Origin of the sequence: Serinicoccus shuyuelongi (assembly GCF_045032955.1) — a bacterium.
GTDB lineage: Bacteria > Actinomycetota > Actinomycetes > Actinomycetales > Dermatophilaceae > Ornithinicoccus.
Window position 1 is genome coordinate 35,840 of sequence record NZ_JBJFZU010000016.1, and the last position, 20,309, is coordinate 56,148.

The 20,309-nt window shown below is 71.1% G+C and carries 21 protein-coding genes; 8 read left to right on the forward strand and 13 right to left on the reverse strand.

Annotation, left to right across the window (positions count from 1 at the left end; all coding sequences use genetic code 11):
- Window positions 1-87 precede the first annotated feature (87 nt).
- Window positions 88-843 (forward strand): extensin family protein, encoded by a 756-nt coding sequence (locus tag ACI3EY_RS16125; RefSeq protein WP_405041106.1) that lies wholly within the window; start codon window positions 88-90, stop codon window positions 841-843.
- A gap of 35 nt (window positions 844-878) precedes the next feature.
- Here ACI3EY_RS16125 and glgA read toward each other — a convergent pair whose 3' ends face one another.
- A complete protein-coding gene (glgA, locus tag ACI3EY_RS16130; RefSeq protein WP_405037312.1) occupies window positions 879-2,117 on the reverse strand; it encodes a glycogen synthase in 1,239 nt (412 codons plus the stop codon).
- Window positions 2,118-2,182: 65 nt separating this feature from the next.
- Between glgA and glgC the strand changes: the two genes are divergently transcribed.
- Both glgC and ACI3EY_RS16140 read left to right on the forward strand, forming a co-directional pair.
- On the forward strand, window positions 2,183-3,439 hold the full coding sequence (gene glgC, locus ACI3EY_RS16135; RefSeq protein WP_405037313.1) for a glucose-1-phosphate adenylyltransferase: 1,257 nt from the start codon (window positions 2,183-2,185) through the stop codon (window positions 3,437-3,439).
- 74 nt (window positions 3,440-3,513) lie between these two features.
- Complete coding sequence (locus ACI3EY_RS16140) at window positions 3,514-4,851, forward strand: HNH endonuclease signature motif containing protein (protein WP_405041107.1); 1,338 nt, start codon at window positions 3,514-3,516, stop codon at window positions 4,849-4,851.
- 51 nt (window positions 4,852-4,902) lie between these two features.
- On the opposite strand, the gene fabI is transcribed toward ACI3EY_RS16140, so the two are convergent.
- Window positions 4,903-5,658 (reverse strand): enoyl-ACP reductase FabI, encoded by a 756-nt coding sequence (fabI, locus tag ACI3EY_RS16145; protein ID WP_405037315.1) that lies wholly within the window; start codon window positions 5,656-5,658, stop codon window positions 4,903-4,905.
- A 54-nt stretch (window positions 5,659-5,712) separates the two neighbouring features.
- Window positions 5,713-6,444 (reverse strand): 3-oxoacyl-ACP reductase FabG, encoded by a 732-nt coding sequence (gene fabG / locus ACI3EY_RS16150; protein WP_405037316.1) that lies wholly within the window; start codon window positions 6,442-6,444, stop codon window positions 5,713-5,715.
- Between the two features lie 28 nt (window positions 6,445-6,472).
- Here fabG and ACI3EY_RS16155 point away from each other — a divergent pair, with 28 nt between their 5' ends.
- The 3 genes from ACI3EY_RS16155 to ACI3EY_RS16165 are packed head-to-tail and all read left to right on the forward strand — an operon-like array spanning window position 6,473 to window position 7,942.
- Window positions 6,473-6,907, forward strand: coding sequence for a DUF3099 domain-containing protein (locus ACI3EY_RS16155; RefSeq protein WP_405037317.1), 435 nt, complete (start codon window positions 6,473-6,475; stop codon window positions 6,905-6,907).
- Complete coding sequence (locus ACI3EY_RS16160; protein WP_405037318.1) at window positions 6,904-7,128, forward strand: hypothetical protein; 225 nt, start codon at window positions 6,904-6,906, stop codon at window positions 7,126-7,128. The genes ACI3EY_RS16155 and ACI3EY_RS16160 overlap by 4 nt, the downstream gene beginning before the upstream one ends.
- Window position 7,129: 1 nt before the next feature.
- Window positions 7,130-7,942 (forward strand): SURF1 family cytochrome oxidase biogenesis protein, encoded by an 813-nt coding sequence (locus tag ACI3EY_RS16165; RefSeq protein WP_405037319.1) that lies wholly within the window; start codon window positions 7,130-7,132, stop codon window positions 7,940-7,942.
- Between the two features lie 11 nt (window positions 7,943-7,953).
- Here ACI3EY_RS16165 and ACI3EY_RS16170 read toward each other — a convergent pair whose 3' ends face one another.
- Window positions 7,954-9,816 (reverse strand): ABC transporter ATP-binding protein, encoded by a 1,863-nt coding sequence (locus ACI3EY_RS16170; RefSeq protein ID WP_405037320.1) that lies wholly within the window; start codon window positions 9,814-9,816, stop codon window positions 7,954-7,956.
- A gap of 58 nt (window positions 9,817-9,874) precedes the next feature.
- The gene (locus tag ACI3EY_RS16175; protein ID WP_405037321.1) at window positions 9,875-11,473 is read right to left on the reverse strand and encodes an ABC-F family ATP-binding cassette domain-containing protein; all 1,599 of its coding nucleotides are present in this window, start codon (window positions 11,471-11,473) and stop codon (window positions 9,875-9,877) included.
- A gap of 165 nt (window positions 11,474-11,638) precedes the next feature.
- On the opposite strand from ACI3EY_RS16175, the gene ypfJ reads away from it, so the two are divergent.
- Together ypfJ and ACI3EY_RS16185 are read left to right on the forward strand one after the other, a co-directional pair.
- On the forward strand, window positions 11,639-12,523 hold the full coding sequence (ypfJ, locus tag ACI3EY_RS16180) for a KPN_02809 family neutral zinc metallopeptidase (RefSeq protein ID WP_405037322.1): 885 nt from the start codon (window positions 11,639-11,641) through the stop codon (window positions 12,521-12,523).
- Window positions 12,524-12,656: 133 nt separating this feature from the next.
- Window positions 12,657-13,982, forward strand: a complete 1,326-nt coding sequence (locus ACI3EY_RS16185) for a dicarboxylate/amino acid:cation symporter (RefSeq protein WP_405041108.1) — start codon at window positions 12,657-12,659, stop codon at window positions 13,980-13,982.
- A gap of 2 nt (window positions 13,983-13,984) precedes the next feature.
- On the opposite strand, the gene ACI3EY_RS16190 is transcribed toward ACI3EY_RS16185, so the two are convergent.
- The 8 genes from ACI3EY_RS16190 to sufB form a co-directional block, all read right to left on the reverse strand.
- On the reverse strand, window positions 13,985-14,623 hold the full coding sequence (locus ACI3EY_RS16190) for an acVLRF1 family peptidyl-tRNA hydrolase (protein WP_405041109.1): 639 nt from the start codon (window positions 14,621-14,623) through the stop codon (window positions 13,985-13,987).
- 16 nt (window positions 14,624-14,639) lie between these two features.
- The gene (locus ACI3EY_RS16195) at window positions 14,640-14,963 is read right to left on the reverse strand and encodes a metal-sulfur cluster assembly factor (protein WP_405037325.1); all 324 of its coding nucleotides are present in this window, start codon (window positions 14,961-14,963) and stop codon (window positions 14,640-14,642) included.
- 50 nt (window positions 14,964-15,013) lie between these two features.
- On the reverse strand, window positions 15,014-15,493 hold the full coding sequence (gene sufU, locus ACI3EY_RS16200) for a Fe-S cluster assembly sulfur transfer protein SufU (RefSeq protein ID WP_405037326.1): 480 nt from the start codon (window positions 15,491-15,493) through the stop codon (window positions 15,014-15,016).
- Window positions 15,493-16,830 carry an aminotransferase class V-fold PLP-dependent enzyme gene (locus ACI3EY_RS16205; RefSeq protein ID WP_405037327.1) on the reverse strand — a complete coding sequence of 446 codons (1,338 nt, stop codon included), beginning with the start codon at window positions 16,828-16,830 and terminating at the stop codon, window positions 15,493-15,495. The genes sufU and ACI3EY_RS16205 overlap by 1 nt, the downstream gene beginning before the upstream one ends.
- An 11-nt stretch (window positions 16,831-16,841) precedes the next feature.
- Window positions 16,842-17,603, reverse strand: a complete 762-nt coding sequence (gene sufC / locus ACI3EY_RS16210) for a Fe-S cluster assembly ATPase SufC (RefSeq protein WP_405037328.1) — start codon at window positions 17,601-17,603, stop codon at window positions 16,842-16,844.
- A gap of 33 nt (window positions 17,604-17,636) precedes the next feature.
- Window positions 17,637-17,975, reverse strand: a complete 339-nt coding sequence (locus ACI3EY_RS16215; RefSeq protein ID WP_405037329.1) for a non-heme iron oxygenase ferredoxin subunit — start codon at window positions 17,973-17,975, stop codon at window positions 17,637-17,639.
- On the reverse strand, window positions 17,972-19,207 hold the full coding sequence (gene sufD / locus ACI3EY_RS16220) for a Fe-S cluster assembly protein SufD (RefSeq protein ID WP_405037330.1): 1,236 nt from the start codon (window positions 19,205-19,207) through the stop codon (window positions 17,972-17,974). Before sufD ends, ACI3EY_RS16215 begins: the two co-directional genes overlap by 4 nt.
- Window positions 19,207-20,309, reverse strand: a 1,103-nt coding sequence (gene sufB, locus ACI3EY_RS16225; RefSeq protein ID WP_405041110.1) for a Fe-S cluster assembly protein SufB, incomplete at its 5' end; no start/stop codon positions are given. The genes sufD and sufB, both read right to left, overlap by 1 nt.

Genomic DNA, 20,309 nt, shown 5'->3' on the forward strand with positions numbered 1-20,309 from the left:
ACGATGACGCACGGATCACAGGACGGAACCCGGGCCGATCGGCCGGGCCGGCGGATGTCACGACGGGCGGTACTCGGAACTGCCTCGGTGGCCGGGGCCGGCCTGCTGGGCGTCCCCACGGCCGCACGCGCCACCACGGGCCGAGGGTCGCACGTCCCGGCCCCCGCGTCGATGGCACCGCTGGACCTCATCGCCTTCTCCAGCATCCAGGGCGTGCCGGTCTACTTCGGGCTGCAGACCTCTCCCCGCACCTGGTACTGCACGTCGACCTTCAGCAGCCGGTTGCAGACCTGGATGAGCACCCTGGCGTCGTGGTCCGGCGCCGCCGGCTACGGCGCGGTGTCCTCGATGGGCAGCGCCGGCTTCTACGTCGACAAGGCCGGTCAGCACGGCGCCGGCACGGCGATGGACGTGAGCATCGTGCGGTGGACCGGTGGCCAGGTCAGCGACATGTTCACCGGTGACCACGCCTCCGCCAGCCGCACCCGGCGACGCCGGTACTTCGCGGTCGAGGCCACCCTGCGCCAGCACTTCCGGTTCGTGCTGGACGGCAACTACAACGCCGCCCACGCCAACCACTTCCACGCGGACGTCGGGGGTATGCCGGAGCGCCGGCTCCTGCAGGGCTCGCGCTCGGACGTCGTCTACCTCCAGGCGGTGGCCAACGACTTCCTCGGTGCCGGCATCGCGGTGGACGGGATCTGGGGCCCGCAGACGCAGGGACAGGTGGACACCCTGAAGAGCCGACTGGGGGTCGCCGGGGACCTGCAGACGAACCAGACCGCGGTGGGCACCCTGCTGCGGGGCATCGCGGCCCGCGGGTTCGCCGACCAGGCGATCTGAGCCGGACCGGACCTCTGGGCCGGAGGGCGGGGCGCTCAGCCCAGGCGGGGTGCCCTGCCCTCCAGCACGGCCCGGTAGACCTCGACCGTGCGCTCGGCCACCGTCGTCCAGCTGAAGTGCTCCACCGCGCGGGCGCGTCCCTCCTCGCCCCGACGGCGCGCCTCCTCCGGGTCGGCGACGGACTCGACCAGCGCGCGACCGAGGTCCGCGACGAAGGCCTCCTCGTCGACCGGGGTGCCGGTGCCGTCCTGAACCTGCTCGATGGGCACCAGCCAGCCGGTCGTCCCGTCCACCACGACCTCGGGGATGCCCCCGGTGGCGGTGGCCACCACCGCCGCGCCGCAGGCCATCGCCTCCAGGTTCACGATGCCCAGCGGCTCGTAGACCGACGGGCAGACGAAGACGGTGGCGTGCGAGAGCACCGCGATCACCTTGTCCCGGGGCAGCATCTCCCCGACCCAGACGACCGCGGCGGCATCCGGGCCACGGTCCTCGCGCAGCTGGTCGACGAGGGCGATCACCTCGGCCTCGATCTCGGGAGTGTCCGGGGCACCGGCGAGCAGGATGATCTGCACGTCGTCGTCGAGGGCCCGGAGCGCCTTGAGCAGGTAGGGCAGGCCCTTCTGACGGGTGATCCGGCCGAGGAAGACCACGCTGCGCGCCTCGGGGTCGAGGCCCCGGTCGCGCAGCACCTGGGCTGCTCCCGGGGAGGTGTCCCGCTGCCAGAGACCGGCGTCGATGCCGTTGTGCACGACGTGCACCTTCCCCGGATCCACCGACGGGTATGCCGTCAGGATGTCCGAACGCATCCCGGCCGAGACGGCGATGATGCCTGCGGCGCCCTCGTAGGAGACCTTCTCCGCCATCGAGGAGATGCCGTAGCCGCCGCCGAGCTGCTCGGCCTTCCACGGCCGCAGGGGTTCCAGGCTGTGCGCACTGACCACGTGCGGCACCTCGGCAAGCAGACCCCCCAGGTGCCCGCCCATGTTGGCGTACCAGGTGTGGCTGTGCACCAGGTCGGCGCCTCCCTCGGCGACGTCCCTGGCCATCAGCAGGTCCACCCCCAGGGTGCGCAGCGACCCGTTGGCGTCGACGAGGTCAGGCGGGACGGCATACCCCGTGGTGCCGGGCTCGTCCACCGGCTCGTCGAAGGCCCTGACCTGCACCTCCATCCCCTCCCGGGCGCGTAGCGCACGGGTCAGCTCCGCGACGTGGACACCGGCCCCTCCATAGATGTGGGGCGGGTACTCGCGGGTGAGGATGTCGATGCGCACCCGCCCAACCTAGCCGGGCGGAGCCGCCCCTCGCCAGAGGTTGACGCAGCGTCTAGGTTGTTCCCATGGCAGCGCAACGAGGCACTCGGCTGAAGGTCCTGGCGATCGTCCTGGCGGGCGGGGAGGGGAAGCGGCTGATGCCGCTGACCGCCGACCGCGCCAAGCCGGCGGTCCCTTTCGGCGGGATCTACCGCCTCATCGACTTCGCCCTGTCGAACATCGTCAACTCCGGCTATCTCAAGATCGTGGTGCTGACCCAGTACAAGTCGCACAGCCTGGACGCGCACATCACCAAGACCTGGCGGATGTCGACGCTGCTCGGCAACTACGTGGCGCCGGTCCCGGCGCAGCAGCGGCTGGGCAAGAACTGGTTCGCCGGGTCCGCCGACGCGATCTACCAGAGCCTGAACCTGGTGCACGACGAACGGCCCGACATCGTCGTCGTGGTCGGCGCGGACCACGTCTACCGGATGGACTTCGCGCAGATGGTGGAGCAGCACGTGGAGACCGGGGCCGCATGCACGGTCGCCGCTATCCGGCAGCCGATCGGGCTGGCGGACCAGTTCGGCGTGATCGACGTGCAACCGGAGGACCCGCGCAAGATCAAGGAGTTCCTGGAGAAGCCGCAGGACCCGCAGGGGCTGCCGGACTCCCCCGGCGAGGTGCTGGCCTCGATGGGCAACTACGTCTTCACCGCGGACGCGCTGGAGGACGCGGTGCGCACCGACGCGCTCAACCAGGGCTCCAAGCACGACATGGGCGGTGACATCGTCCCGGCCTTCGTCGAGCAGGGGGACGGCTGGGTCTACGACTTCAAGAACAACGAGATCGCCGGCGCGACGGACCGGGACCGCGGGTACTGGCGCGACGTGGGGACGCTCGACTCGTACTACGAGGCGCAGATGGACCTCATCTCGGTGCACCCGATCTTCAACCTCTACAACGAGGAGTGGCCGATCTACACGAACGCCGGGCCGCACCCGCCGGCCAAGTTCGTGCACGGCTCCGGGGACCGGGTGGGCCACGCCGTCAACTCGGCCATCTCCCCCGGCTGCGTCATCTCCGGCGCCACGGTCAGCGACTCGGTCCTCTCGCCGCGGGTGAAGGTGCACAGCTTCAGCCACGTCACCGGTTCGGTGCTGATGGACCGGGTGGAGATCGGGCGGTCCTGCCAGATCCACCGCGCGATCGTGGACAAGGACGTCTTCGTCCCGGCCGGGGTGCACATCGGGGTCGACCACGACCACGACCGGGCGCGCGGGTTCACCGTGACCGACTCCGGGATCGTCGTGGTCGGGAAGGGCACCGTCATCGAGTCCTGAGCGTCACGGCGCCCGCCCCGGCAGGACGACGACGGCCGACAAGGTCTGTCGGTGGGGCTTCGTACGGTTGTCCTATGTCGGAGTCGTGGGGTGGTGAAGTGGTCCGGGGGCGGGCCGCCGAGGTGCTGCGCGAGGGGTTGCCGGCCGCGGCGCCGGTGGGTGAGGTGCTGCTGGGCACGCTGCGCTCGGCGCAGCGGGAGCTGGCCCTGGGCGTGCTGGCGGGGATGCAGGTCGGTGAGCTGGCCGACGCTGACGTGGAGGCGGGTCTGGTCGCGGTCGCCTCCGCTCAGGAGTTGCTGGTGCGGGCCCGGTTGCGGTTGGCGTGCGAGGTGGCGCGGCGAGGGCTGCACGTGGGCAGCGGCTTCGGGTTGGCCGACTGGCTGCAGATCCGCTGCCCCGAGCTCGAGGCGCCGGTGGTGCGCGACCTGGCGAGGTTGGCCGACGCGTCACGCGAGGGCGTGCACGCCCCGCTGGTGGACGCGGTCCTGGACGGGGGTATGCCGATCGCGCGCGCCGCGCGGATCCACCGGGCCACCGAGGGGATCCGGGGTGCGCTGACCCCGGCGCAGCACCAGGACGCCGTGCAGCTGCTGACCGAGACCGGGACCGACGAGGTGTTCGGGGACAAGGACGTGCAGCGGGTCATCGACGAGGTGGTCCGCCGGTGTATGCCGGAACGTGAGCACGAGGACCGGGCACTGGCACAGCGGGGGCTGCGGGATCTGCACGAGTCGTCCCCGGCCGGTGGGTCGCTCCGGCGGATGATCCTGACGTTCGGCGACGACGCCGACTACGAGGCGGTGCGGGCGATCATCACCTCACCGCTGGCCGCGCCCGCCTCGCTGCAGGAGCAGCAGGCCACCGGGCAGCCGGAGACCCGGACGCCGGGGCAGCGCCGCTACGACGCGTTCATGACGGTCCTGACGCGAGGGGTCGCCGGGACCCAGGGACAGCCGGCCACGCCGAAGGCCACGCTCATCGTCACCATGGACCTGGAGGCGCTGCGCCGGCAGGTCGGGACGTCCTCCGCCGATGGTGCACCCGGAGCGGGTGCGACGCTGGAGGGCGCCAGCATCGCGGCGTCGGTGATCCGGCGCCTCGCGTGCGAGGCGGAGATCATCCCGATGGTCCTGGGCGGACCCAGCGAGATCGTCGACCAAGGACGCGCCCGACGCCTCGTCACGCCGGGGCAACGGCTCCAGCTCGCCGTCCGGGACCGTGGGTGCACGATCCCGGGGTGCACCGTGCCCGCCACCTGGTGCGACGCCCACCACGTCGTGCACTGGGCCCGCGTCGGCCGATCAGACCTGTCCAACTACGCCCTGGCCTGTCCCAGGCACCACACCTTCGTCCACGAGCACGACCACAGCGCCACCATCGACGAGTTCGGCGTCCGATGGCACCTGCGATGACCCCGCCCCGCACCCGACCAGACACGGTCGGGCCAGAAGCATGCCCGGGCGTCAGAAGCCGGTCGCGTGGAACCCGCCGTCGACGTGCACGATCTCCCCGGTCGTCATCGGGAACCAGTCTGACAGCAGCGCCACGCACGCCTGCGCGGCGGGCACCGGGTCCTTGACGTCCCAGTTCAGCGGGGAGTGGTCGCTCCACTTGGCGAACTGGTCGAACTCCGGGATCGACTTGGCTGCGGTCGTGCCGATCGGTCCCGCCGAGACCAGGTTCGACCGGATGCCCTTCGGTCCCAGGTCACGCGCCAGGTAGCGGTTGGTGGCCTCGAAGGCGGCCTTGGCCACACCCATCCAGTCGTACACCGGCCAGGCGTACTGCGCGTCGAAGGTGAGACCCACGACGCTGCCACCGGCACTCATCCGGGGCAGCGCGGCCACCGCCAGGGCCTTGAGGGAGTAGGCGCTGACGTGCATCGCGGTCGCGACGTCGTCCCACTCGGCCTCCAGGAAGTTGAAGGCACCCTGCGGCGCGAAACCGATCGAGTGCAGCACCCCGTCCAGATGGTCGACGTGCTCGCCCACCCGCTCGGCGAGGGTGTCCAGGTGCTCGGTGTTCTGCACGTCCAGCTCGACCACCGGCGCCGGGCGCGGCAGCCTCCGCGCGATCGTCTGCGTGATCCGCATGGTCCGCCCGAAGGAGGTGAGCACCACCTCGGCACCCTGCTCCTGCGCCAACCGGGCGACATGGAAGGCGATGGAGGAGTCCATCAGGACGCCGGTGATCAGCAGTTTCTTTCCCTCGAGGAGCATGAGGAGGACTCTAGTCCGTGCCGGACCGAACCCGTGGAAGGCGTCCCGTGGTGGTCAGTGACCCATGCCGAGGCCGCCGTCGACCGGGATGACCGCGCCGGAGATGTACCCCGCGTCCGGGCCGGCCAGGAAGAGCACCGCCCCGGCCACCTCCTCGGGGGTCGCGAAACGGCCGGCCGGGATGCCCGCCAGATAGCTGGTCCGCCGCTCCGGCGGCAGCTGCTCGGTCATCTCGGTCTCGATGAACCCGGGGGCCACCACGTTCGCGGTGATCCCCCGCCCCCCGAGCTCCCGGGTGATCGACCGCGCCAGACCCACCAGGGCCGACTTGGACGCGGCGTAGTTGGTCTGCCCCGGGGAACCGTAGAGCCCGACGACCGAGGAGATCAGGATGATCCTGCCGGCCCGCGCCCGGATCATCCCCTTGGAGGCCCGACGGGCGCAGCGGAAGGCCCCCGCCAGGTTGGTGTCGATGACGCTGTCGAACTCCTCGTCGCTCATCCGCATGAGCAAGGTGTCCTTGGTGATGCCCGCGTTGGCCACCAGCACGTCGACCGGACGCCCCAGCAGCTCCTCGGCCCGGGTGAACGCCGCGTCCACGCTGGACGAGTCGGTGACGTCGCAGACGACCCCTTGCAGCCCCTCGGGAGGCTGTCCGCTGCGGTGCGTGATGACCACGTCGTCACCGGTGGCGGCGAACGCCCTCGCGATGGCCAGACCGATCCCCCGGTTGCCCCCGGTGACCAGGACGGCGGACGGTGTGCGGGTGCTGCTCTGATTCGTCACCCGGACACCGTAGCCGTATCGTGGAAGGGTGCCCAGCAACTCCTCCGGCCGCGTCCGCGCGCGTCGTCCCGCGCAGTCGGCGACGAGCGCACGCCGCTCCGTCGAGGACGACCGCAACCGCCGGATGTGGCAGTACCTGATCGCCATGGGCATCCGTACGGCCGCCTTCCCCGTGGCGGTGTGGGCGTTCCTCAACGAGCACGTCGTGCTGGCCTGGATCGCGGTGTTCCTCGCCGTGGTCATCCCGTCCTTCGCCGTGATGCTGGCCAACGCCGTCGACACCCGCCAGGGGCCGAGCTCCACGCCGCGCTCCCCCACCCGAGGGCTGGGTCCGGCCCCCGAACCGGCCCCCGCCCAGGACCGGCGCCCCGCGGGTGAGGTGATCAGCGGCACTGTCGTCGGCGGGCCCTCGCCACGCGACCCCGGCCCGCCCAGCTCCACCGGGAGCACCACACCCTCGTGACGCCCAGGGAGCCCGCCGACCTCGTCTGCAGCGCCAAGGCCTGCCGTGGAACCGCCCGGCACGCCGTCGTCTGGCGCAACCCCTCCCTGCACGTGCCGGGACGGCGCAAGGTCTGGCTCGCCTGTGAGGACCACCGCGAGCACCTGCGGGACTTCGTGCAGCTGCGCGGCTTCCTGCTCGAGGTCAAGAGCGTCGACGAGCTCACCGAGGAGGACGGCTGACGTGTGGCGGGTCCTGCGCCGCCCCCGGTGGATGGGCTACCTGGGGCTCGCGGTCGTCTTCGCCGTGATCACCTCGCTCCTCGGGCTGTGGCAGTGGAACCGGCACGAGGACAAGGTCGAGCGGCGGGCCGTGGTCGAGTCGAACTACTTCGCCGACCCTGTCCCGGTCGACAGCGTGCTGCCCGACGCCGAGCCGTTGGACCCGCAGGACCAGTGGACCCGGGTCAGCGTCACCGGTAGCTACGCGGTCGACGACGAGCACCTCGTCCGCAACCGTCCGCACCAGAGGGTCTACGGGTACGAGGTGCTGGTCCCCCTGGTCCTCGGCGACGGCACCGCGCTGGCCGTGGACAGGGGGTGGGTGCCCAACGCCGCCTCCGCCCAGCAGCTCCCCGAGGTGCCTCCCGCCCCGGAGGGAGAGGTCACCGTCACCGGGTGGCTCCGCCCCTCCGAGCCCGACCTGGGGCGCGAGATGGTCCCCGGCCAGCTCGCCTCCATCGACCTCCCGCAGCTCGCGGAGACCACCGGCGAGCAGCTCCGCGGAGGGTATGTCGTCCTCGAGCAGGAGACGCCCGCCCCGGCTGCGCGTCCCGCCCCCCTGGACCCGCCGGACACCGGCCTGGGGTCGCACCTCGCCTACGCGCTGCAGTGGTGGCTCACCGTGCCGGTCGGGCTGGTGCTGGTGCTGGTGATGGCCCGCCGCGAGGCGGAGGAGCCCACCGAGGAAGGCTCACCGGCGCCCGCGTCCGGCCGACGGCGCGAGCGGGCCGGCCGCCCCCGGAAGGTCCGGATCTGGGACGAGGAGGACGCCTGAGCCGGTTCTGCTCACTCGCGGAACTGGGTGCGGTAGAGCGCGTGGTAGAGCCCGCCCTCGGCGAGCAGCTGTTCGTGGGTGCCGCGTTGCACGACGCGTCCGCCCTCCATCACCAGGATCAGGTCCGCGTCCCGCACCGTGGAGAGCCGGTGCGCGATCACCAGCGACGTGCGGCCCTGCAGCGCCTCGTCCAGCGCCCGCTGCACGGCCGCCTCGGACTCGCTGTCCAGGTGGGCGGTGGCCTCGTCCAGCACGACCACCGCCGGTGACTTGAGCAGCAGCCGGGCGATCGCCAGCCGCTGCTTCTCACCGCCGGAGAGCCGGTGCCCCCGGTCCCCGACGACGGTGTCCAGACCGTCCGGCAGGCGCCGCACCAGGTCGCCGATCCTGGCCCCGTCCAGGGCTGCCCACAGCTGCCCCTCGGTGGCCTCGGGGCGGGCGTACACCAGGTTGGCGCGCACGCTGTCGTTGAACATGTGGGCTTCCTGGGTCACCACCCCCAACGTCTCGCGCACCGAGTCGAAGGACGCCTCCCGCAGGTCGACGCCGTTCATCGTGATGCTCCCGGCGGTGGGGTCGTACAGCCGGGTGACCAGGGTGGTGAGAGTGGTCTTGCCAGCCCCGGACGGCCCCACCAGGGCCACCATCGAGCCGGCCTCGATCTCGACGTCGACGTCGGTGAGCACCTGGTGGCCGTCCAGCGTCTCCGCCTCGGGGCGGTGCTCCAGCGAGGCCAGCGAGACCTCGTCCGCGGCCGGGTAGGCGAAGCTGACGCCGGACAGCTTCACCGCGACCGGTCCGCCGGGGATGCGACGGGGGTGCTCGGCCTCACGGACCAGCGGCCGCAGGTCCAGCACCTCGAAGATCCGCTCGAAGCTGACCAGGGCGGTCATGATGTCGACCCGCACGTTGGACAGGGCGGTGAGCGGCCCGTAGAGCCGGGACAGCAGGGCCGCCATCGCCACCAGGGTCCCCGTAGTCAGCTCCCCGGAGACCGCCATCAGGCCTCCCATCCCGTAGACCAGTGCCGTGGCCAGGGCCGCGACCAGCCCGAGCCCCGCCATGAAAACCACCCGGTTGACGGAGATCGACACCCCTGCGTCACGCACGCCGGCGGCCCGCTCGGCATACTCCTGGTTCTCCTGGGCGGGGCGGCCGAAGAGCCGGACCAGCAGGGCGCCCGCGACGTTGAACCGCTCCGTCATCCGGCTCTGCATGTCGGCGTTGAGCATCATCTGCTGGCGGGTCAGCGACGACAGCCGGGCCCCCATCAGCCGGGCCGGGATGAGGAAGATCGGCAGCAGCAGCAGCGCCAGCAGGGTGATCTGCCAGCTCATCGTGAACAACGCGCCCAGGATGAGCAGCATCTGGACGAGGTTGCTCACCAGGCCGGACAGGATCGAGGTGAAGGCGGTCTGCGCACCGATGACGTCGGTGTTCAGCCGGGAGACCAGGGCCCCGGTCTGCGCCCGGGTGAAGAAGCCGATCGGTTGGCGCAGCACGTGCGCGAAGACCTCGCGGCGGAGGTTGTAGATCAGCCCTTCGCCGATCCGGGACCCGAACCACCGGCTGACCACGGTGACCAGCGCCTCCAGCACCGCCAGGCCGGCCACCACCCAGCCAAGCTGGATGACGACCTCACGGACGCCCGGGTCGACACCGTCGTCGATGATCCGGCGCAGCAGCAGGGGGACCGCGGTGACCAGCGCACCGGCCAGGATGGTCAGCGCCAGGTAGATCGCGATGTCACGGACGAACGGTCGTCCGTAGCCGGCGACCCGCAGCGCTGTCTCCCGGCCGATCCTGTGGTTGCGGACGTCCCGGTCCTTGGCGAACGACCGGAAGGTCCCCCCGCGCATCCCGACGCTGCTCATCCGGCCCTCCCGTCATGGTCCCGGCGGCCCGCCGGTGGGGGTTCTCGCCGGCGCGGACTCATGCCAGCGAGATCAGTTCCTCGTAGTCGCGGCCCCAGAGGTCCTCCACGCCGTCCGGCAGGAGCAGCACCCGCTCGGGTTCCAGGGCCTGCACGGCACCCTCGTCGTGGCTGACCAGGACGACCGCACCCTCGTAAGAACGCAGGGCGCCCAGCACCTCTTCCCGCGAGGCGGGGTCGAGGTTGTTGGTGGGCTCGTCGAGCAGCAGCACGTTCGCCGCCGAGACCACCAGGATCGCCAGCGCGAGACGGGTCTTCTCCCCGCCGGAGAGCACCCCGGCCGGCTTGTCCACGTCGTCGCCGCTGAACAGGAACGAGCCCAGCACCTTGCGGGTCTCGGTCTCGTCCAGGTCCGGCGCCGCGGACTTCATGTTCTGCAGCACGCTCCGGTCGACATCCAACGTCTCGTGCTCCTGGGCGTAGTAGCCCAGCCGCAGGCCGTGCCCCGGACGCACCTCCCCGGTGTCCGCCGCGTCCACGCCGGCGAGCAGCCTCAGCAGGGTGGTCTTGCCCGCACCGTTGAGTCCCAGCACCACCACCCGCGAGCCGCGGTCGATGGCCAGGTCCACGTCGGTGAAGATTTCCAGGCTGCCGTAGGAGCGGGACAGCCCCTGGGCGGTGAGGGGCGTCTTGCCGCACGGGCTCGGGCTGGGGAAGCGCAGCTTGGCGACCTTGTCCGACTGCCGCTCCCCTTCCAGCCCGGCCATCATCCGCTCGGCCCGCCGGGCCATGTTCTGCGCGGCGACGGCCTTGGTGGCCTTGGCCCGCATCTTGTCGGCCTGGGCCAGCAGCGCGGTCGCCTTCTTCTCGGTGTTGGCGCGCTCCCGGTGCCGACGCCGCTCGTCCGCCTCGCGCTGGGTGAGGTAGGCCTTCCAGCCCATGTTGTAGATGTCCATGATCTGGCGGTTGGCGTCCAGGTAGAAGACCTTGTTGACCACGGTCTCGATCAGCTCGACGTCGTGCGAGATGATCATCAGCCCACCGGTGTAGGTCTTGAGGTGCTCGCGCAGCCAGACCACCGAGTCGGCGTCCAGGTGGTTGGTCGGCTCGTCGAGCAGCAGGGTGTCGGCACCGGAGAAGAGGATCCGGGCCAGCTCGATGCGGCGGCGCTGACCACCGGAGAGGGTGCTCAGCGGCTGGGCCAGCACCCGATCGGGCAGCCCCAGGCTGCTGGCGATGGTGGCGGCCTCGGACTCGGCGGCATACCCGCCGCGGCTGGTGAACTCCGACTCGAGCCGCGCATACCGCGACATCGCCTTCTCCCGCTGCTCCGGGTCGGTCGCCGCCATCCGCTCCTCGGCGGTCCGCATCCCCCGGATCACCTCGTCCAGCCCTCGGGCGGACAGGATGCGGTCCCGGCCCAGCACCTGCAGGTCCCCGGTGCGCGGGTCCTGCGGCAGGTAGCCGACCTCACCGTTGCGGGTGATCGTGCCGGCGGCCGGCTGCCCCTCCCCGGACAGGATCTTGGTCAGCGTCGTCTTCCCGGCACCGTTACGACCGACCAGGCCCACCCGGTCCCCGGCCGCGACCCGGAAGGTGACGTCCTCCATGAGCAGGCGGGACCCGACACGGATCTCGACTCCGGAGGCGGCAATCACGAGGGGCACTCTCTTCCACGGGCGGGCGCGACCTCGTCACGGAGGGCGCAGATATGGGGGTGGGGGTCGTACGGTCCGGCGGAGCGGGTTCATCCACAGGACTGCTCTAGTCTACGCGCTAGGCCGGGGCCCCTGTCCCGGCCCCCGAGACCGGAGGCGAGCGGTATGACGTTCAGGGAGAACGCGAACATCAGCACCGGACGGGCGAGCCGGGGCGGCGGTGGCGGGACGGGGCTGGCCGTCGGCGGCGGCCTGGGTGCCCTGGTGCTGGCGCTGGTCGTGCTGCTGCTCGGCGGCGACCCCGGGCAGGTGCTCGGCGGCGGGCAGTCCTCCTCGCCGGTGGCCCAGGAGAACACCGACCTGCAGGAGTGCCGCAGCGGCGCCGACGCCAACGCCGACGTGGACTGCCGGATGAAGGCGACGATGGTCTCGCTGGAGGACTACTGGACCCAGGTGCTGCCGGACGCGCCGGCGACCGAGTCCGTCCTCTTCAGCGGGGGCGTGGAGACGGGGTGCGGCTCGGCCACCAGCGCGGTCGGCCCCTTCTACTGCCCGCTGGACTCCCGCATCTACCTGGACACCTCCTTCTTCAACCAGCTCGAGGGGCAGCTGGGCGCGGACGGGGGCGCCTTCTCCCAGATGTACGTCCTCGCGCACGAGTACGGGCACCACGTGCAGAACCACACCGGCGCGTTGCAGGCGAGCCGCCAGGATACCCAGGGACCGGAGTCCGGGGCGGTCAGGGTGGAGCTGCAGGCCGACTGCTTCGCCGGAGCCTGGGCGGGGAACGCGACCGCCACCACCGACGACGCCGGCACCGCGCTCCTGGAACCGCTGAGCCGCCAGGACATCGAGTCGGCGCTGTCCGCGGCGGCCGCCGTGGGCGACGACTCGATCCAGGAGCAGGTCCAGGGGGAGGTCACCCCGCACACCTGGACGCACGGGTCCTCGGAGCAGCGGATGGGGTGGTTCCTGCGCGGCTACGAGTCCGGCGACGCCGGGACCTGCGACGTCCTGAATGCCGCCAGCGTGGACGACTTCAACGGGTGATCGACCTCACAACCCCAACGCCGGAATAGGACATCGATAAGCACCTGTTGGGACGAGGGTGCCCTGCTCCTCCGTGCGTGGGCACCGTCCCCGGCCACGATGGCCGGGTCCTGCCCGACGGAAGGTTCTCCCCGTGTTGTCCCGACTTCGCCGTGTCTCGTTCGGCGCCCAGGTCCTGATCGGCCTGGTGCTGGGTGTCGTCCTGGGGCTGGTGGCCCGCGCCACCGGCGCCAGTGCCGACAACCCCACCTGGCTCTCCGAGACCCTGAGCATCATCGGGTCCTCGTTCGTCACCCTGCTGCGCACCATCGTGCCCCCGCTGGTGTTCCTGGCCATCGTCTCCTCGATCGCCAACCTGCGGGAGGTCACCAACGCGGCCCGGCTCGCCTGGCAGACCCTGCTGTGGTTCGCCATCACCGCGCTGATCTCCGTCTCCATCGGCCTGGTCGTCGGCTGGCTCATCGACCCGGCCAGCGGTGCGGGCGTGACCTCGGCCGACGCGGCCGCCCCGGCGAGCACCGGCGGCTGGCTGGACTTCCTCACCGGGCTGGTCCCGGCCAACGCCCTGGGCCTCTCGGCGGACGCCGGTGACGAGGGGGTCAGCCTGTCCTTCAACGTGCTGCAGATCCTCATCCTGGCGATCGCCGTCGGGATCGCCGTGGTCAAGGTCGGCAAGGACGCGGACCCCTTCCTCTCCTTCACCCGGTCTGCGCTGACGGTCGTGCAGAAGGTGCTGTGGTGGGTCATCCTGCTGGCCCCGCTGGCCACCGTCGGCCTGCTCGGCAACGCGATCGTGTCCTACGGCTGGGGCACCATCGGCTCGCTGGGACGCTTCACGCTGGCCATCTACGTCGGTCTGCTGCTGGTGGTCGGCGTGCTCTACCCGGTGCTGCTGCGCCTGCACGGGCTCTCGGTGAAGCAGTTCTTCACCGGCGTGTGGCCGGCCATGCAGCTCGGTTTCGTGTCCCGGTCCTCGATCGGCACGCTGCCGGTCACCCAGGCCGTCACCGAGCGCAACCTCGGGGTCCCACGTGCCTACTCCGGCTTCGCCGTCCCGCTCGGCGCGACCACCAAGATGGACGGCTGCGCCGCCGTCTACCCGGCCATCGCCGCGATCTTCGTCGCCCAGTTCTTCGGCGTCTCCCTCGGGGTGACCGACTACCTGCTCATCGCCTTCGTCGCGGTGATCGGCTCGGCCGCCACGGCCGGCGTCACCGGGGCCACGGTCATGCTGACGCTGACCCTGTCGACGCTCGGGCTGCCGCTGGAGGGCGTCGGTCTGCTGCTGGCCGTCGACCCCATCCTGGACATGGGCCGCACCGCCACCAATGTCACCGGTCAGGCCCTGGTGCCGACCATCGTCGCCAAGCGTGAGGGCATCCTGGACCGCGAGGCCTACGACGCCGACCGTCAGGGTCTGCCATGGCGGCAGGAGGAGCCGGCGACGGCCGACGCCTGAGATCAGGCGTTCCGGACCTCGACCCTGACCGCACGGCCGGAGCGCACGGCGTCGTCCAGCACGGCGCGGCGAGGGTCCGGCAGGTCCCACAGCTCGCGGCGGGGAACCTCCAGCACACGGCGGAGGTTCCCCGCCGCGAGCATGTCCAGGGTCTGCCCGGCCAGGCTCCGGTCCCCACCCAGCACGAGACCTGCGGCCCGGCGGCCGAGCCTGGTCTCCCCCTCCTCCAGCACCCGGGCCCCGTGCCCGGCGACCGCCTCCACCAGGGCGTCGGCCTGGTTGCCGCGGCGGCGGGCATACCGCTGCTGGGACCAGCCGCCGGCCGCGGTGCGCGACTGGACGTGCCGGGTGCCGACCTTGTGCGCGACGAGCTCACCGGCCTCGGAGACCAGGGCGACGGCATACCCGCCGCGCCGCACGAGCACCACGAGCAGCACCGGCGGCCGCGGCCAGGACGGGTCCTCGGCTTCCTGCCAGCCGGTCAGCCTGGCCCAGGAGCCGTCGGCCGCGGCCAGCTCCCACGACGACGGGGAGGTCCCCCGGTCGCATGACCGGAAGACCTCCCCGTGCGCGGTGCTGAACCTCTCGACCCACCCGTCGAGGCGCTCGGGGGCGACCTCGACGAGGCGGGGTGCGTTCATCGGTGTCGGAGCATCCTCAGACGTTGAACCCGAGGGCGCGCAGCTGCTCGCGGCCGTCGTCGGTGATCTTGTCCGGTCCCCACGGCGGCATCCAGACCCAGTTGATCCGGTGGCTGGTGACCAGCCCCTCCAGGCTCTGGGCGATCTGGTCCTCGATGACGTCGGTCAGCGGGCAGGCGGCCGAGGTCAGGGTCATGTCGACCACGGCGTGGCTGGCGGCGTCGACGGTCACCCCGTAGACGAGGCCGAGGTCGACGACGTTGATCCCGAGCTCGGGGTCGACGACGTCGCGCAGGGCCTCTTCCACGTCGGCGACGTTGGGCGGTGTGGTCTGGGTCATGGTCCCTCCAGGATATCCGGGGTCGGGGTGGTGGGTGTCGCGGTCAGGGTTCAGGTGTCCCGGCTGGCGCCGGAGATGTCGACGCCGGCCCGGGCCAGGGCGTCCAGGTAGGCGGTCCAGGGCAGCAGGGCGCACTTGACCCGCGCGGGGTAGCGGGCCACCCCGGCGAAGGCGACTCCGTCACCGATCTGCTCGGGGTCGCCCGGGTCGGTGCCGCGGCTGGTGAGCATCGCGTGCAGGTGCCGGTAGGTCACCAGGGTGTCGGGCACCGGCTCACCCAGGGTCTCCTCGGCGAGCACCGAGGCGGAGGCCACGGAGATCGAGCAGCCCAGCGCGTCGTAGGAGACGTCCTGCAGCACCTGCTGGCCGTCCTGGGCGCCGCCGGTGACGGTGCGCACGTGCACCCGCAGGCTGATCTCGTCACCGCAGGTGGGGTTGACGTGGTTGACCTCGGCGTCGAAGGGCTCCCGGAGCCCGGCGTGCTGGGGTCGCTTGGCGTGGTCGAGGATGAGCTCGCCGTACAGGTCCATCAGGCGCTCACCCCCATCCCGAAGATCTCCGGCACCCGGTCCAGGGCCTCGGCGAAGGTGTCGATCTCCTGCGGGGTGGTGTAGACCCCGAAGCTGACCCGGGTGGACGCGGGGACCCGCAGGCGCCGGTGCAGCGGCCACGCGCAGTGGTGGCCGGTGCGGACCGCGACGCCGGAGTCGTCGAGCACCTGCCCGACGTCGTGCGGGTGCACCCCGTCCACGACGAAGGCGACGCAGCCGACGCGCCTGGCCGGGTCGGCCGGGCCGAGCACACGCACCCAGGGCCGCGCGGACAGCACCTGCAGGGTATGCCGCATCAGCTCCTGGTCGTGCTCCGCGACCCGGTCCAGCCCCAGGTCCGTCAGGTAGTCGAGGCCCGCGGCCAGGCCGACCGCCTGGGCGGCCATCGGCACGCCGGCCTCGAACTTGGCCGGCGGCGGCGCCCAGGTGGAGCCCTCCATCCGGACGATCTCGATCATCGAGCCGCCGGTGAGGAACGGGGGCATCGCCTCGAGCAACTCACGGCGGGCCCACAGCACGCCGACACCGCTGGGGCCGAGCGTCTTGTGGCCGGTGAAGACCAGCGCGTCCACCCCGGAGTCCGGGGCGGTCAGCGCGGTGATGTCCAGGTGCGGCGCGGACTGGCAGGCGTCCACGACGACCAGCGCACCGACCGCGCGGGCCGCGGCGAGCACGGGCGAGGTGGGGCCCAGGTCGTTGAGCGTGCCCAGCACGTTGGACACGTGGGTGAGGGCGACGACCTTGGTCCGCTCCCCCACCACTGCGCGCGGGTCCTCGAGCTCACCGTCGTCGGTGACCCCGACCCAGCGCAGGGTGGCGCCGGTGCGTCGGCACAGCTCCTGCCAGGGCACCAGGTTGGCGTGGTGCTCCATCTCGGTCACCACGACCTCGTCACCCGGGCCGAGGCGCAGCCGTCGCGCCCAGTCCTCGTCGACGCCGTCCAGGGCGCCCGGCGCGGCCGCGTTGGAGAAGGCGTAGGCCAGCAGGTTCAGGCCCTCGGTACCGTTCTTGGTGAAGACCACCTCGCCGGCGTCCGCACCGAGGAAGGTCGCCACCCGGTGGCGCGCCCCCTCGAAGGCGTCCGTCGCCTCCTCCGCCAGCTGGTGCGCCCCCCGGTGCACGGCGGCGTTGTGCCGTTCGTAGAACTCGCGCTCGGCGTCCAGCACCACGCGCGGCTTCTGGGAGGTGGCACCGCTGTCCAGGTAGACGAGCGGCCGACCGTCACGGACGGTCCGCGCGAGCAGCGGGAAGTCCGCCCTGACGCGGGTGAGCTCCACCTCGCTCAGCGGCTGCGTGATCGGTCGGCCGGTCGTCATCGTCACTCGGCTCAGACGTCCGCCGTGGTGAGGAAGCGGTCGTAGCCCTCTTCCTCGAGGCGGTCGGCGAGGTCGCGCCCGCCGGACTCGGCGACCCGACCGTTCACGAAGACGTGCACGTGGTCGGGCTGGATGTAGCGCAGGATGCGGGTGTAGTGGGTGATGAGCATGACGCCCAGCCCGGTCTTCTCCTTGACCCTGTTCACGCCCTCGGAGACGACCTTGAGCGCGTCCACGTCGAGCCCGGAGTCGGTCTCGTCGAGGATGGCGATCTTGGGCTCGATGAGCTCCATCTGCAGGATCTCGTGGCGCTTCTTCTCACCGCCGGAGAAGCCCTCGTTGACGTTCCGCTCGGCGAAGGTCGGGTCCATCCGGAGCAGCTCCATGGCGCCCTTGACCTCCTTGACCCAGTGGCGCAGTTTGGGGGCCTCGCCGTCGATGGAGGTCTTGGCGGTCCGCAGGAAGTTCGAGACGGTCACGCCGGGGACCTCGACCGGGTACTGCATGGCCAGGAACAGCCCGGCCTGCGCACGCTCGTCGACGCCCATGGCCAGCACGTCCTCGCCGTCCAGCAGCACCTCACCACCGGTGACGGTGTACTTCGGGTGGCCGGCGATGGCGTAGGCCAGGGTCGACTTGCCGGAGCCGTTGGGGCCCATGATGGCGTGCGTCTCGCCGGAGTTGATGGTCAGGTCGACGCCGCGCAGGATCTGCTTGGCTGCATCCTCTGTCTGAACGCTGACCTGCAGGTTCTTGATCTCCAGGGTGGTCATGCTCTCTCCTTGGTATGACGTGGGGTGGGTGCGTCAGGCGCCGGCGGCCGAGCCGTTGACCGTGACGTAGACGCCGCCGTCGTCATCGACCGTGAGGTCGTGGACGGCGATCGGCTGGGTGGCGGGCAGCTGGACGGGCCGGCCGGTGGTCATGTCGAACTGCGAGCCGTGCAGCCAGCACTCGATGAAGCCGTTCTCGATCTCGCCCTCGGCGAGGGAGACGTTCGCGTGGCTGCAGGTGTCGTCGAACGCATGGAGACGTCCCTGCGAGTCCCTCGCGATGGTGACCTTGCGGCCGTCGACGAGGGCGACGACGGCCCCCACCGAGGTGGGGAGCTCGTCGACCGTGCAGACCCGGACGGGTGCGCTCATGCCTCGCGCGAGGCTGCCTCGGCACCCATGGTGAGCGCGAGCTCCTCGTCGATCGCGACCATCAGGGTCTCGACCACCTCGGTGACACCGATCTTGGCGATGATGTCGGCGAAGAAGCCGCGGACCACCAGCCGGCGGGCCTCGTCCTCGGTGATGCCGCGCGACATCAGGTAGAACAGCTGCTCGTCGTCGAAGCGACCCGTCGAGCTCGCGTGCCCGGCCCCGGCGATGTCCCCGGTCTCGATCTCCAGGTTCGGGACCGAGTCGGCGCGGGCGCCGTCGGTGAGCACCAGGTTGCGGTTCAGCTCGTAGGTCTCGATGCCCTCGGCCTCCTTGCGGATGAGGACGTCGCCGACCCACACGGTCCGCGCGGACTCGCCCTGCAGGGCACCCTTGTAGGTGACCAGCGACGTGCAGCGCGGGGCGTTGTGGTCCACGAAGGAGCGGTGCTCCAGGTGCTGACCGGCGTCCGCGAAGTAGACGCCGAGCAGGGTGGCCTCGCCGCCGGGACCGGCATACCGCACGTTGGAGTTCATCCGGACGATGCTGCCGCCGATGCTCACCGCGATGTGCTTGTAGGTGGCGTCCCGGCCGACCAGCGCCTCGTGCTGAGCCAGGTGCACCGCCTCGTCGTCCCAGCGCTGCAGGGAGACCACGGTGAGGTTGGCGCCGTCACCGACGACGATCTCGACGTTGCCGGTGTGGTCGGCGGAGCCGGTGTGGTCCAGGATCAGCAGCGCCTTGCTGTGCGCACCGGCCTCGAGGACCACGTGCGAGTTGCTGCGGCGACCGGCACCCAGACCGTCGACCGTGACCCGCAGGGGCGCGTCGTGCTCCACCCCGTCGGCGATCTTCAGGTGCAGGGCCTCGGCGGTGTTGCTGCTCGCGACGGCTGCGCCGCGGTCCTCGGGGACCAGCACGCTGCCGCGCGGGGCCTGGCCGGGGGCCAGCGGGGCCTGCAGCACGCCGTCGGGCAGCTCGAGGGCGAAGTCTGCCGCCTCGACACCGTCGCGGACGTCGGTCGGGGCGTCGCTGAAGACGTTCCCGAGCCGGTCCACCGGGGTGAAGCGCCACTCCTCCTCGCGGCCCGTGGGCACACCGAAGGCGTCGACGTCGAAGGACCGGGTGCGCGCGGCGCGCGACTGGTCCGGGATGCGGTGGTCCCCACCCAGCTGGGACTGCGGGTCCAGGTGACCCGCGTGGGTGTCTTCCTCGTTGATCAGCAACGACATCAGCCGACGGCTCCTTCCATCTGCAGCTCGATGAGGCGGTTCAGCTCGAGGGCGTACTCCATCGGCAGCTCACGGGCGATCGGCTCCACGAAGCCGCGCACGATCATCGCCATGGCCTCGGTCTCGGACATGCCTCGGGACATCAGGTAGAACATCTGGTCCTCGGACACCTTGGAGACCGTCGCCTCGTGCCCCATCTGCACGTCGTCCTCGCGGATGTCGACGTAGGGGTAGGTGTCGGACCGGGAGATCTGGTCCACCAGCAGGGCGTCGCAGACCACCGAGGAACGGCTGTGGTGCGCGCCCTCGTTGATCTGCACCAGGCCGCGGTAGGAGCTGCGGCCACCGCCACGGGCCACCGACTTGCTGACGATGGTGCTGGAGGTGTGCGGTGCGGCGTGCACCATCTTCGAGCCGGCGTCCTGGTGCTGGCCCTCGCCCGCGAACGCGACCGAGAGGGTCTCGCCCTTGGCGTACTCGCCGAGCAGGAACACGGCCGGGTACTTCATCGTCACCTTGGAGCCGATGTTGCCGTCGATCCACTCCATGGTCGCGCCCTCGTCGCAGGTGGCGCGCTTGGTGACCAGGTTGTACACGTTGTTAGACCAGTTCTGGATGGTCGTGTACCGGACCTTGGCGTCCTTCTTGACGATGATCTCGACGACGGCGCTGTGCAGGCTGTCGGTCTTGTAGATCGGCGCCGTGCAGCCCTCGACGTAGTGCACCGAGGAGCCCTCGTCGGCGATGATCAGGGTCCGCTCGAACTGGCCCATGTTCTCGGTGTTGATCCGGAAGTAGGCCTGCAGCGGGATGTCCACGTGCACGCCCTTGGGGACGTAGATGAACGAGCCACCGGACCAGACCGCGGTGTTCAGCGCGGAGAACTTGTTGTCCCCGGCCGGGATCACCGAGCCGAAGTACTCCCGGAAGAGATCCTCGTGCTCACGCAGCGCGGTGTCGGTGTCCAGGAACAGGACACCCTTCTCCTCCAGGTCCTCACGGATCTGGTGGTAGACGACCTCGGACTCGTACTGCGCGGCGACACCGGCGACCAGGCGCTGCTTCTCCGCCTCGGGGATGCCGAGCCGGTCGTAGGTGTTCT